Source organism: Sphingomicrobium marinum, assembly GCF_026157105.1.
Lineage (GTDB): Bacteria > Pseudomonadota > Alphaproteobacteria > Sphingomonadales > Sphingomonadaceae > Sphingomicrobium > Sphingomicrobium marinum.
The window spans coordinates 1,500,204-1,512,549 of sequence record NZ_JANPVQ010000001.1; the positions used below are offsets into that span (position 1 = coordinate 1,500,204).

A 12,346-nucleotide genomic window follows, 5' to 3' on the forward strand; every position below is an offset into this window, starting at 1 on the left:
CCCTCCTACCCGTCCGCGTCGGCGGAATCGAGCGCTACGTCGCCGGCTCGAATAATCCGGACCTCGCCGCCGTCGAGTTCGAGCCGGAGCGCGCCATCTTCTTCAAGGCCGACGAAGCGTCCCGACAGCGATGCGCCATCGCCATCGTGGACACGGATCTGGGTGCCGACAGGGTGCGCTTTTTGCATCCATGCCATGGCGATCGAGGCCGGATCGGAACTGCGCCATGCCGCCAGCAAGCGCGCGAAGTTCGCCGCCAGGATTGGCGCAAAGGCTTGCGGTGCCATCGCTGCATCGAGCGACGATGTCTTGCGCCCCTCTATCTGCGGCGCCGCCGCGAGGTTCACGCCAAAACCCGCCACCACACGATCACCCGAGCGCTCGAGCAGAATGCCGGCCAGCTTGGCGCCATCGAGCATCAGGTCGTTGGGCCATTTAAGCTGGAAGTCGCGTCCCGGGGCGATGGTCTCGGCGGCCTCGACAAGGGCCAGCGCCGCGATCAGCGCGAGGCTTGCCGACGTCGGATCATTGGACTGGAGTTTGATCAGCGTGGAACCGAAGAAATTGCCGTCGATTGTCGTCCATTCACGCCCCTGACGGCCGCGCCCATGATTCTGGTAGCGCGCGACGAGCCAGTCGCCCTCTACCGCGTGCGCATCGGCCATCAGGTCGGCATTGGTTGACCCGGTGACGTCTACAAGGCGGATTTTACTCAGAAGAGCCCACTCGCAGCATTGTTGGACAGTTCACCCAACGGCCCGATCAGCAGGTAGCCGAGTGGCGAGACGACGAGCGCGAACAGGGCAATGAAACCGCCTTCGAGCGCGCCGCAGACATAATGCAGGTCTTCTTCGTTATCGTCGAAATACATCAGCTTGATGATCTTGAGATAGTAAAAGGCGCCGACCACGGTGCCGAGGATGCCCAGCACCGCCACGAACAGCAGCCCCGCGTCGACCGCGGCGTTGAACACCAGCAGCTTCGGCCAAAAGCCGAACAGCGGCGGGATCCCGGCAAGGCTAAACATGAAGACCGCGAGCGCTGCAGCCATGCCGGGCCGCGTCTTCGACAGACCCTTCAACCTGTCCATGGCCTCGATCGGCTCGTCATTTGCATCGCGCAGGTTGAGGACCACGAGAAAGGCGCCCAGCGTCATCACCGTATAAACGGCCATGTAGAACAACACCGCGCTCACGCCTATCTGCGTGCCCGCTGCAAGCCCGATGAGGACAAAGCCGATATTGTTGATCGAGGAGTAGGCCAGCAGGCGCTTGATGTTCGACTGTCCATAGGCTGCGACCGCCCCGAGGAAGATCGACGCCAAGGCTGCAAAGACCACGATCTGCTGCCATGCCGCAGTCGCCGGACCCAGCGCCTCAATCGCGAAACGCGTCGCCATCAGCACCGCGGCCACCTTGGGCGCGCTGGCGAAGAAGGTCGTCACCGGGGTGGGCGCGCCTTCATAGACATCGGGCGTCCACATGTGGAATGGCACCGCGCTCACCTTGAAGGCGAGGCCCGCGAAGGTGAAGACGAGTCCGAAGAGCAGGCCGATGCCGAGTTCTTCCTGCGCCGCGAAGGCCGCGTTGATGCCATCGTAGCTGACCGATCCGGTAAAGCCGTAGAGCAGCGAAATACCATAAAGCAGGATGCCGCTCGCAAGTGCGCCCAGCACGAAATATTTGAGCCCTGCTTCGGCCGAGCGCGCATCGGTGCGGCGGTAGGAAGCGAGGATGTAGGCGGCGAGGCTGTTGAGTTCGAGCCCGACATACATGGTGATGAGGTTGGTCGCCGAGACCATCACGCTCATGCCGACCGCGGCCAGCATGACGAGGATGGGATATTCGGGCCCGTGAAGCTCATCCTTCCCGAACCAGCGGTCCGAGGCAATGATCGCCACGGCAGCCGCGATGAAGATGATGACCTTGCCGAAGCCCGCGAAATTGTCCGCCGCCATCAGCCCGCCGAACAGCGCACCACCCGTCGTGGGTTCGGGCGTCAGCAGGACGACGCCGGCTGCCGCCAGCAGCAGTGCCACCGTGCCCCAGGTCGTGATCTTGGTCGCCTTGCGCCCCATCGTCGAGGCGGTGAGCATCAGGATGGGCTCGCCGATCAGCAGCAGCAGCTCGGGCAGGATCGCGGCGAAGTTGTAGTCGTATGTCATTCGGCCGCTCCTTCCTGAAGCGGGGCATCGAAGCTGGGCGTGGCAGGCTCGATCCGTTCGAGCAGGTAGCCGACATCATCGCGCATCGGGGCAAGGAAGCTTTCGGGATAAATGCCCATCCACATCACCGCAGCGGCGATCGGGACGAGCAGGAGGAATTCGCGGGCATCGAGATCGGGCATCGCCGCGGCGTCAGCGTTACGCTGCGTTCCGTAGCAGATGCGCCAGTAGAGATAGAGCATGTAGCCCGCACCCAGGATGATCCCCGTGGTCGCAGCGATCGCGGCCCAGGTCGACATTTCATAGGTGCCGGTCAGCGCCAGGAATTCGCCGACAAAGCCCGAGGTGCCGGGCAGGCCGATGCTCGCCATGGTGAAGAGCAGGAACAGCACCGAATAAGCCGGCATATTGTCGGCAAGCCCGCCATAGCGTGCAATCTCGCGCGTATGCAGGCGATCGTAGATCACGCCGACGCACAGGAAGAGCGCGCCCGATACCAGGCCGTGCGACAGCATGACGATCAGGCCGCCTTCGATGCCCTGCCGGTTGAACGCAAACAGCCCGAAGGTCACAAACGCCATGTGCGCTACCGACGAATAGGCGATCAGCTTCTTCATGTCGCGCTGCACCAGCGCGACGAGGCTGGTGTAGATCACCGCGACTGCCGACAAAATGAAGACCAGCGGCACGAAATCGGCCGACGCTTCGGGAAACATCGGGAGCGAGAAGCGAATGAAGCCGTAGCCGCCCATTTTCAGGAGCACGCCAGCCAGGATGACCGAGCCCGCGGTCGGTGCCTGGACGTGTGCATCGGGCAGCCAGGTGTGGACCGGCCACATCGGCATCTTGACCGCAAAACTGGCAAAGAAGGCGAGCCATAGCCACCACTGCACCCCGGCCGGGAAGTCGTATTCCATCAGGTCGGGGATGAAGCTCGTTTCGGCGTTCAGCACCATGTAGAGCATGGCGATCAGCATCAGCACCGAACCGGCGAGCGTGTAGAGGAAGAATTTGTAGGCCGCCTTGATCTTCTCGGCGCCGCCCCAGATGCCGATGATCAGGTACATCGGGATGAGGCCGCCTTCGAAGAAGATGTAGAAGAGCAAGAGGTCCTGCGCTGCGAAAACGCCGATCATCAGCGCCTCCATCAGCAGGAAGGCGCTCATATATTCGGGCACGCGGTTGGTGATCGCGCGCCAACTCGCGCCGATGCAGATCGGCATGAGGAAGGTCGATAGGACGATCAGCAGCAGCGCAATGCCGTCGATACCCAGCGCCCAAGCCGGGACCATCGGCCCCTCACCCAGCGACAGAAATTCCTGGTACTGCCAGCGCTCGCCGCCGACATCGAACCCCAGCCACAGCATGACACCGAGCGCGAACATCGCGAGCGTGGTGAGCAGGGCAATCCAGCGCGCGCCCTTGGCGCCAAGGAACAGGACGACGATCCCCGCGATCAGCGGGAGGAGGATCATGGTCGAAAGGATCGGAAACTCCATCATCATCAGGCCCACCAGAAGGCCCAGCTGGCCGCGGCAATCAGGCCGAGCAGCATCACGAGTGCGTATGAGGTGACATACCCGGACTGCAGGCGAGCGGTGAGCTTGTTGCCCTCACCCACCAGTGCCGCGGCGCCGTGCGGGCCAAAACGATCGATCACCCCGACATCGCCGCGCTTCCAGAAGAAGCGACCCAGCGCCATCGCCGGCTTGACGAAGATGACGTCGTACAGCTCGTCGAAATACCACTTGTGCATCAGGAAGGTGTGCAGCGGCCCGAACATCGCGACGAAGCGCGCCGGCAGCTCGGGATTGCGGATATAGTTGTTCCACGCGATGCCAAGGCCGATCAGCATGACGACCAGCGGCGTGAATTTCACCCAGTAGGGCACGTGGTGCGCCGCTTCGACAAGTTCGGCGTCATGCACCAGACTTCCTGCCCAGAATGCTGCGCCTTCTTCGGTGCCGAAGAACGGATAATAAAAGGCAATGCCGGCAAAAACCGCGCCAAAGCTGAGGACCCCCAGCGGCACCAGCATCGTCCACGGGCTTTCGTGCGGTTTGTACCCCGCGGTGCCCTCGACCGTCTTGACCGGATGGTCATCGGCGCTGTCATGATCGGCGGCCATTTCGCTTTCGTCTTCATGGACGTCATGCACGGCGTGCTGGATATGCTCCGAGCCTGCCCAGCGGGCCTTGCCGTAGAAGGTCAGGAAGATGAGGCGCCAGCTGTAGAAGCTGGTAAGCAGCGCCGCGATCACACCGATGAGGAAGGCGACGCCCGCAGCGGTGTTGCCCTCCATCGCGGCAGCGGCATAGGCCGCCTCGATGATGGCGTCCTTCGAATAGAAGCCGGCGAAGCCGAACAGGCCGTAAATGCCAACGCCAGTGATCGCGAGCGTCCCGATCACCATCGCCCAGAAGGTCAACGGAATCTTTTTGCGCAGGTCACCATAGAAACGCATGTCCTGCTCATGGTGCATCGCGTGGATGACCGAGCCCGCGCCAAGGAACAGCAGCGCCTTGAAGAAAGCGTGCGTGAAGAGGTGGAACATCGCCGCACCGTACGCGCCGACGCCAGCGGCAAAAAACATGTAGCCGAGCTGCGAACAGGTCGAATAGGCGATCACGCGCTTGATGTCGTTCTGCACGGTGCCGACGGTGGCCGCGAACAGCGCGGTCAGAGCGCCCACCCATGTCACCATCGTCAGCGCCCCCGGGGCGGCTTCGAACAGCGGCGACAGGCGGCAGACCATAAAGACGCCTGCGGTGACCATCGTGGCGGCGTGGATCAGCGCGGAGACCGGCGTCGGGCCTTCCATTGCGTCGGGCAGCCAGGTGTGGAGCCCAAGTTGCGCCGATTTGCCCATTGCACCGATGAACAGGAGGATGCAGATCAGGGTCAGCGTATCGACCTGCATGCCGGCAAAGCCGATCGTCGTTCCCGCAGCACCCGGCGCGGCAGCAAGGATGTCGGGGATCGACACGGTGCCGAAGACCAGGAAACAGGCGAAGATGCCGAGGCTGAAGCCGAAATCGCCGACGCGGTTGACCACGAACGCCTTGATCGCGGCGGCGTTAGCCGACGGCTTGTGATACCAGAAACCGATCAGCAGGTAGGAGGCAAGACCGACGCCTTCCCACCCGAAGAACATCTGCACCAGGCTGTCCGCCGTCACCAGCATCAACATCGCGAAGGTGAACAGCGACAGATAGGCGAAGAAGCGCGATTGGGAGGGATCTTCCTCCATATAGCCCCAGCTATAGAGGTGGACGAGGCTGGAAACGGTCGTGACGACGACCAACATCACAGCGGTCAGCGTATCGACGCGCAGTGCCCAGTCGACGACCATGTCGCCCGAGCGGATCCAGTCCAGCACGGGCACGACCGTTTCCGTATTCGCGCCGGTCAGGAAGCCGATGAAGATCGGCCAGCTGAGGATGCAGCTCACGAACAATGCGCCCGTGGTGATGATCTTCGCCGGCAAATGGCCGATCATGCGGCCGCCAAGGCCGGCAACGATCGCTGCCAGGAGCGGCAGGAAGACGATGAGTTTGATCGACAGGTCCATCAGCCGCGCATCCGGTTGACATCATCGACCGCGATCGAACCGCGGCGACGGAAGAAAATAACGAGGATCGCGAGACCGATGGCCGCTTCGGCAGCAGCAACGGTCAGCACGAACATGGCGAAAACCTGTCCGGTGAGGTCACCCAGATAGGCGCTGAAGGCCACCAGGTTGATGTTTACCGAAAGGAGGATGAGTTCGATCGCCATCAGCATCAAGATGATGTTGCGGCGATTGAGGAAGATGCCGAGCACGCCGATGACGAACAGCATCGCCGCGACGATAAGGTAGTGCGTCAGGCCGATCATAGCTCGACCCCCTTGCCCACCGGCGGTTGCGTGTTCTTGACCGCTTCTTCAGGCCGGCGCGCGATCTGCTTGCTGATGTCCTGCGGGCGGATATCGCCGCGGGTGCGCAGCGTCAGCACGATTGCACCAATCATCGCCACCAGCAGGATGATGCCCGACAATTCGAACGGCACGAGGTAAACCGAATAAAGCAATTCGCCCATCGCGACGAGATTGGGTTTGGCGCTGGTCAGCGGCGCGTCGGCCATCGCCGGGCTAGATCCCGCGGCGGCCACCGCAATCCCGACCTGCGCGAATAGCGCCAGCGCGATCAGGATGCCAAAGGGCAGGTTCCTGGTGAAGCCGCTGCGAAGCGAGGCAAAATCGACGTCCAGCATCATGACGATGAAGAGGAACAGCACCGCGACCGCGCCGACATAGACCATGACCAGCAACAGCGCGATAAACTCCGCGCCGAGCAGCAGCATCAGCCCCGCCGCGTTGAAAAAGGCGACGATCAGCCAGAGCACGCTGTGCACCGGATTGCGCGCGAAAATGACCAGCAATCCCGAAAGGATTGTCAGGCTCGCGAACAGATAGAAGGCGAAAATTCCGATCAACGTGTTTCCCCGGTTTGGCGCGCGTTAGCGATAGGGCGCATCGGCGGCAAGGTTTGCCGCGATCGCCTGTTCCCAACGGTCTCCATTCTCCAGCAATTTGGCTTTGTCGTAGAGCAGTTCCTCGCGCGTTTCGGTCGCGAATTCGAGGTTGGGCCCTTCGACCACGGCATCGACCGGGCACGCTTCCGCGCACAGCCCGCAATAGATGCATTTGACCATGTCGATGTCATAGCGCGTCGTGCGCCGCGATCCGTCCTCGCGCGGCTCGGCCTCGATGGTGATGGCCTGCGCCGGGCAGATCGCCTCGCACAGCTTGCACGCGATGCAGCGCTCTTCCCCGTTCGGATAGCGGCGCAGCGCATGCTCACCGCGAAAACGCGGGCTCTGCGGCACTTTCTCGTACGGATAATTGATCGTCGCCTTGGGCTTGAAGAAATATTTCAAGGTCAGTGCGTGGGCTTTGAGAAACTCCCACAGCGTAAAGGCTTTGAGGGCGCGGGCGATCACAGGATGCCTCCATTGTAGCGCGTGAGCATGAGCCAGCCCGACACCAGCATCACGAACAGGATGCTCATCGGCAGGAAGATCTTCCAGCCAAGGCGCATCAACTGGTCATAGCGGTAGCGCGGGACCGTCGCCTTCACCCAGGCGAAGATGAAGAAGAAGATGCAGACCTTCAGCAGCAACCAGAGAATGCCCGGGACTGCATAAAGCGGCGCCCAATCGACCGGCGGCAGGAACCCGCCCCAGAAGAGCAGCGCGTTGAGGAAGCACATAAACAGCACGTTCGCATACTCGCCCAGCCAGAAGAGCGCGAAGCTCATCGATGAATATTCGGTCTGGTGACCGGCAACGAGTTCGCTTTCCGCTTCCACGAGATCGAACGGCGTACGGAACGTCTCGGCCATCGAGCTGATCAGGAACACCACCGCCATCGGGAATAGCAGCGGGTTGAAACCGAAGCCGTTGAGGAAGCCAAGCACATGGGCCTGCTGCTCCATCACGATCGCGGTCAAATTCATGCTCTCGGCCCACAGGATCACGCCCATGATGACGAAGCCGATCGAGACTTCGTAGCTCACCATCTGCGCGGCCGCGCGTAGCGCCGAGAAGAAGGGATATTTGGAGTTGGACGCCCAGCCCGCGATGATGACGCCATAGACGCCCAGCGAGCTGGCAGCGAGAATGTAGAGCAGCCCGACATTCACGTCGGCGAGCACCACGCCCACATCGAACGGGATTACCGCCCAGACGATCAGCGCGACGGTGAAGGTGATCATCGGCGCGATCAGGAACAGTGCCTTGTTCGCGCTCGACGGAATGATGGTCTCTTTGAGGAAAACCTTGAGCGCGTCGGCGAAGCTTTGCAGCAGTCCGAACGGGCCAACCACGTTGGGCCCGCGACGCAGCGCGAAGGCGGCCCACAGCTTGCGCTCGGCATAGATGATCATCGCCACCGCCAGCATGACGGGAAGCGCGATCAGCAGGATGCCGGCAAGGTTGGCGGTAAATACCGCCCAGCCCTGGCTCATGCCGAGATTGAGGAAGAAATCGGTCACTCGGCGGCCTCCGCAAAGTCTTCACCGTGCACCAGCTCCGCCGAGCAGCGCTGCATCGTCGGGCTCGCGCGGCAGATCGCGTTCGTTAGATAGAAATCGGCGATCGGACAGCCCAACGCACCGTCCTTCGCGACCTCAAGCTTGGGCAATGCGAAGTCCATTGCAATGATCTCGCCATCGTCCACACCAAGCTCGGGATGATCGGCAATCATCGCTGCACGCAGCTGATGGAAGTTGTCGAATTTCAATGGTTTACCGGTTTTCTCTGAGACGGCGCGGAAGATGCTCCAGTCCTCGCGGGCATCGCCCGGCGCGAACACGGCCTTCTCGCCCCGCTGCACGCGGCCCTCGATATTGACGTAGGTGCCGTGCTTTTCGGCATAGCTTGCGCCCGGCAGCACGAGGTCGGCCAAAGCCGCGCCTTTGTCGCCATGATGCCCGACATAGACCTTGAACGCCTTGGGGAAGGCGTCGGCGGAAACTTCGTCCGCGCCCAGCATCAGCACCAGCTTGGGCTTGGCCGCGATCACGTCGGCAAGACCGCCGGGCTGCGCATAGCCCAGCATCAGCCCCGCCAACCGCGATGCCGCGGTGTGGAGGACGTTATAGCCGTTCCAGCCATCCTTGATGACGCCCAGCGTCGCGGCAGCAGCCTGCGCCGTGCCCTGCGCACCCGCAGCCAGCACCGCCGGTCCGACGATCATGACGGGCTTTTCGGCGCCCGCGAAGGCTTTGGTGACGGCCTTGGGCAGCTTGGCAAGCGCCTCGACGCCCTCGCCCACCCATTCGACCGGGTAGGTGAGTTCGACCTGCGGACCGATAGCAAACACCTTGGCGCCGCGGCGTACGGCCTTGCGCACACGCGTGTTCACGAGGCTCGCTTCCCAGCGCAGGTTCGAACCCGCGATGAGGATGACATCGGCATTCTCGATCTCGGCGATCGGCGTGTTGAAGCGCACCGCGCCAAGGTTGCTGACGTCATAGTCGAGGCCCGTCTGACGGCCTTCGAACATCGTGCCCTTCTGCGCGCTCAGCAGCGCCTTGGCGGCATACATCGTCTCGGCATCGACGAGGTCACCGGCAATCGCCGCGACCTTGCTTTTCGCCGCACCCAGCTGGTCGGCGAAAATCGTCAGCGCTTCGTCCCAGCCCGCTTCGCGCAGCTTGCCGTTCTCGCGCACCCACGGGCGATCGAGGCGGCCGCGTACTAGCGCGTCGACATGGTGGCGCGTCTTGTCGTGCGCCCATTCCTCGTTCACCGCGTCGTTGATGCGCGGCAGGATGCGCAGCACCTGGCGACCGCGCACGTCCATGCGGATATTGGTGCCGACCGCGTCCATGACGTCGATCCCCGGCACCTTCTTCATCTCCCACGGCCGCGCCTGGAACGCGTAGGGCTTGGAGAGCAGCGCGCCGACAGGGCACAGATCGACCACATTGCCCGACAGCTCGGTCGCGACCGCACTTTCGAGGAAGGTCGTAATTTCCGCATCCTCGCCGCGGAAATACATGCCCATGTCGTTGGTGCCTGCCACTTCCTCGGTAAAGCGCACGCAGCGGGTGCACTGGATGCAGCGTGTCATCGCCGTCTTGACGATGGGGCCCATATACTTGTCGTCGACCGCGCGCTTATTCTCGTCAAAGCGCGAATAGCCGCGGCCATAGCTCATCGCCTGGTCCTGCAGGTCGCATTCGCCGCCCTGGTCGCAGATCGGGCAATCGAGCGGGTGATTGATGAGGAGAAACTCCATCACCCCTTCGCGCGCCTTCTTGACCATCGGCGTATCGGTGCGGATTTCCTGGCCATCGGCAGCGGGGAGCGCGCAGCTCGCTTGCGGCTTGGGCGGCCCCGGCTTCACCTCGACGAGGCACATCCGGCAATTGCCCGCGATGGACAGGCGCTCATGATAGCAGAAACGCGGGATTTCCTTGCCCGCAAGCTCGCACGCCTGCAGCACAGTCGCGCCCTGCGGGACCTCCAGTTCGACGCCGTCTACGGTGAGTTTAGGCATTATTCGGCGGCCTCCAGTTCATCGCCATGCTCCGCGATGCGGCGCTCCATTTCGGGGCGGAAGTGGCGGATCAGGCCCTGGATCGGCCAGGCCGCGGCATCGCCGAGCGCGCAGATGGTGTGGCCTTCGACCTGCTTGGTGACGTCTAGCAAGCGATCGATCGTGCCCGGCGCGACATCGCCCGTGCGTAGCTTTTCCATCGTGCGCCACATCCAGCCCGTGCCTTCGCGGCATGGCGTGCACTGGCCGCAGCTTTCATGCTTGTAAAAGTACGAGATCCGGCTGATCGCCTTCACGATATCGGTGGATTTATCCATCACGATCACCGCCGCCGTGCCAAGGCCGCTGCCCTGCTCCTTGAGGCCGTCGAAATCCATCGGGCAGTCCATGATGTCCTTGGCCGGCACCAGCGGGACCGAGCTGCCGCCCGGGATCACCGCGAGGAGATTGTCCCACCCGCCGGTAATGCCACCGCAATGCTTCTCGATCAGCTCGCGGAAAGGAATGCTCATCGCTTCCTCAACCACGCAGGGCTTTTCGACATGGCCCGAAATCTGGAACAGCTTGGTGCCCGCATTATTCTCGCGCCCGAAGCTCTTGAACCACTCCGCCCCGCGGCGAAGGATCGTCGGCACGACTGCAATGCTCTCGACATTGTTGACCGTCGTCGGGCAGCCATAAAGGCCCGCGCCCGCCGGGAATGGCGGCTTGAGGCGCGGCTGGCCCTTCTTGCCCTCGAGACTTTCGAGCATCGCGGTTTCTTCACCGCAGATATAGGCGCCCGCGCCGCGGTGCAGGAACAGGTCGAAATCATAGCCCGAGCCCGCGGCATTCTTGCCCAGTAGGCCGGCTTCATAGGCTTCGTCGATCGCGCGCTGCATGGCGATCGCTTCCTGGATATATTCGCCGCGAATATAGATGTAGGCCGCGCGCGCTCGCATCGCGAAGCTGGAGAGCAACGCGCCCTCGATCAACTTGTGCGGATCGTGGCGGATGATTTCGCGATCCTTGCACGAACCGGGTTCGGATTCATCGGCATTGATGACGAGGAAGTTGGGACGACCCGGCGTCGGCTCCTTGGGCATGAAGCCCCACTTCACGCCGGTCGGGAAGCCTGCGCCGCCGCGACCGCGAAGCCCGCTGTCCTTGACCATCTCGATGATGGTGTCTTGGCCCAGCTCCATCAGCTTGGCCGTATTGTCCCAATCGCCGCGCATCTGCGCCGCCTTAAGCCACGGCTCCTGAAAGCCATAGACATTGGTGAAGATCCGATCCTTGTCGGTGAGAGAGGTGATGCCGCTCACTACTTCTTCTCCAACAACTTGGTCGCGCCAAGATAGACGCCGGCGGCCAGCGCCACCCCGATCAGCAGGCCGAACAGGTTCTTGAGGATCGAAAAGGTCAGCGCGATGATGATGACACCGGCAATGATCTTGATTGCAGTCTGCATCACCACTGCCCCCGATAGTCGTAATTGCGTTCGGCCATCTTCTTGAGGCTCGTCGGGCCGCCTTCGGGGCAGCTCGCCTGGCGACCGGTCTGCGACCCGGTCTTGGGCTCCTGCCCTGCCGCCAGCGCATCGAGGATCGCGCCCGCGCTCTCGGCGGTCAGGTCCTCATAATTGTCGTCGTTAATCTGGAACATCGGCGCATTGGCGCAGGTGCCCATGCACTCGACCTCGGTCAGCGTGAACAGGCCATCCTCGGTGGTGTGCCCGCGCTCCATCCCGCGCGCCTGGCAGGCCTCGATGATGCTTTCCGCGCCGCGAAGCATGCAGGGCGTCGTGCCGCACACCTGGACATGATATCTGCCGACGGGGACGAGGTTATACATGGTGTAGAAGCTCGCCACTTCCATGACGCGCACCACCGGCATGTCGAGCGATTTGGCGACAAATTCGATCACCGGCACGGGCAGCCAGCCCTGCGTATCGGTCATCCGCCCGACCTGGCGCTGCGCAAGATCGAGGAACGGCAGGCAGGCCGATGCTTGGCGACCGGCGGGATATTTCGCGAGGATCTTGTCAGCCTCGGCCTGGGCAACATCGTCCCAGGTAAACCCGCCCCATTGCGCACGCAGTTCCGGCGTATCGGCGGCAAAATGACGATTAGCCATGAGATTTAGCCTTCTTTGGCT

The 12,346-nt window shown here is 62.5% G+C and carries 12 protein-coding genes; all 12 read right to left on the minus strand.

Translation table 11 applies throughout. The annotated features are described in order from the left end of the window. Nucleotides 1–5 precede the first annotated feature (5 nt). The 12 genes from NUX07_RS07535 to NUX07_RS07590 are packed head-to-tail and all read right to left on the minus strand — an operon-like array spanning nt 6 to nt 12,325. On the minus strand, nt 6–716 hold the full coding sequence (locus NUX07_RS07535; protein WP_322597202.1) for a biotin--[acetyl-CoA-carboxylase] ligase: 711 nt from the start codon (nt 714–716) through the stop codon (nt 6–8). Continuing rightward, nucleotides 713–2,164 carry an NADH-quinone oxidoreductase subunit NuoN gene (gene nuoN / locus NUX07_RS07540; protein WP_265529962.1) on the minus strand — a complete coding sequence of 484 codons (1,452 nt, stop codon included), beginning with the start codon at nt 2,162–2,164 and terminating at the stop codon, nt 713–715. The genes NUX07_RS07535 and nuoN overlap by 4 nt, the downstream gene beginning before the upstream one ends. Continuing rightward, nucleotides 2,161–3,666 carry an NADH-quinone oxidoreductase subunit M gene (locus NUX07_RS07545; RefSeq protein ID WP_265530773.1) on the minus strand — a complete coding sequence of 502 codons (1,506 nt, stop codon included), beginning with the start codon at nt 3,664–3,666 and terminating at the stop codon, nt 2,161–2,163. The genes nuoN and NUX07_RS07545 overlap by 4 nt, the downstream gene beginning before the upstream one ends. A gap of 2 nt (nt 3,667–3,668) precedes the next feature. After that, nucleotides 3,669–5,735: an NADH-quinone oxidoreductase subunit L gene (nuoL, locus tag NUX07_RS07550; RefSeq protein WP_265529963.1), complete on the minus strand. Its 2,067-nt coding sequence runs from the start codon at nt 5,733–5,735 to the stop codon at nt 3,669–3,671. After that, nucleotides 5,735–6,040, minus strand: a complete 306-nt coding sequence (gene nuoK, locus NUX07_RS07555) for an NADH-quinone oxidoreductase subunit NuoK (protein WP_265529964.1) — start codon at nt 6,038–6,040, stop codon at nt 5,735–5,737. The genes nuoL and nuoK overlap by 1 nt, the downstream gene beginning before the upstream one ends. Beyond that, nucleotides 6,037–6,639: an NADH-quinone oxidoreductase subunit J gene (locus tag NUX07_RS07560; protein ID WP_265529965.1), complete on the minus strand. Its 603-nt coding sequence runs from the start codon at nt 6,637–6,639 to the stop codon at nt 6,037–6,039. The genes nuoK and NUX07_RS07560 overlap by 4 nt, the downstream gene beginning before the upstream one ends. 24 nt (nt 6,640–6,663) lie before the next feature. Next, complete coding sequence (nuoI, locus tag NUX07_RS07565) at nt 6,664–7,146, minus strand: NADH-quinone oxidoreductase subunit NuoI (protein ID WP_265529966.1); 483 nt, start codon at nt 7,144–7,146, stop codon at nt 6,664–6,666. Continuing rightward, on the minus strand, nt 7,143–8,171 hold the full coding sequence (gene nuoH, locus NUX07_RS07570; RefSeq protein ID WP_265530774.1) for an NADH-quinone oxidoreductase subunit NuoH: 1,029 nt from the start codon (nt 8,169–8,171) through the stop codon (nt 7,143–7,145). Before nuoH ends, nuoI begins: the two co-directional genes overlap by 4 nt. 23 nt (nt 8,172–8,194) lie before the next feature. Then, entirely contained in the window at nt 8,195–10,210 is a 2,016-nt protein-coding gene (gene nuoG, locus NUX07_RS07575) for an NADH-quinone oxidoreductase subunit NuoG (RefSeq protein ID WP_265529967.1), read from the minus strand. Beyond that, a complete protein-coding gene (nuoF, locus tag NUX07_RS07580) occupies nt 10,210–11,505 on the minus strand; it encodes an NADH-quinone oxidoreductase subunit NuoF (RefSeq protein ID WP_407696165.1) in 1,296 nt (431 codons plus the stop codon). Before nuoF ends, nuoG begins: the two co-directional genes overlap by 1 nt. A gap of 8 nt (nt 11,506–11,513) precedes the next feature. Continuing rightward, the gene (locus NUX07_RS07585; RefSeq protein ID WP_265529969.1) at nt 11,514–11,660 is read right to left on the minus strand and encodes a hypothetical protein; all 147 of its coding nucleotides are present in this window, start codon (nt 11,658–11,660) and stop codon (nt 11,514–11,516) included. Then, nucleotides 11,660–12,325: a complex I 24 kDa subunit family protein gene (locus NUX07_RS07590; RefSeq protein ID WP_265529970.1), complete on the minus strand. Its 666-nt coding sequence runs from the start codon at nt 12,323–12,325 to the stop codon at nt 11,660–11,662. The genes NUX07_RS07585 and NUX07_RS07590 overlap by 1 nt, the downstream gene beginning before the upstream one ends. Between the last annotated feature and the right edge of the window lie 21 nt (nt 12,326–12,346).

Bases quoted from the DNA above. Each gene is read 5' to 3' on its own strand.
- nuoH (WP_265530774.1), bottom strand. From the start codon at position 8,171: ATGAGCCAGGGCTGGGCGGTATTTACCGCCAACCTTGCCGGCATCCTG.
- NUX07_RS07590 (WP_265529970.1), bottom strand. From the start codon at position 12,325: ATGGCTAATCGTCATTTTGCCGCCGATACGCCGGAACTGCGTGCGCAA.
- nuoN (WP_265529962.1), bottom strand. From the start codon at position 2,164: ATGACATACGACTACAACTTCGCCGCGATCCTGCCCGAGCTGCTGCTG.
- nuoL (WP_265529963.1), bottom strand. From the start codon at position 5,735: ATGGACCTGTCGATCAAACTCATCGTCTTCCTGCCGCTCCTGGCAGCG.
- nuoG (WP_265529967.1), bottom strand. From the start codon at position 10,210: ATGCCTAAACTCACCGTAGACGGCGTCGAACTGGAGGTCCCGCAGGGC.
- nuoK (WP_265529964.1), bottom strand. From the start codon at position 6,040: ATGATCGGCCTGACGCACTACCTTATCGTCGCGGCGATGCTGTTCGTC.
- NUX07_RS07585 (WP_265529969.1), bottom strand. From the start codon at position 11,660: ATGCAGACTGCAATCAAGATCATTGCCGGTGTCATCATCATCGCGCTG.
- NUX07_RS07545 (WP_265530773.1), bottom strand. From the start codon at position 3,666: ATGATGGAGTTTCCGATCCTTTCGACCATGATCCTCCTCCCGCTGATC.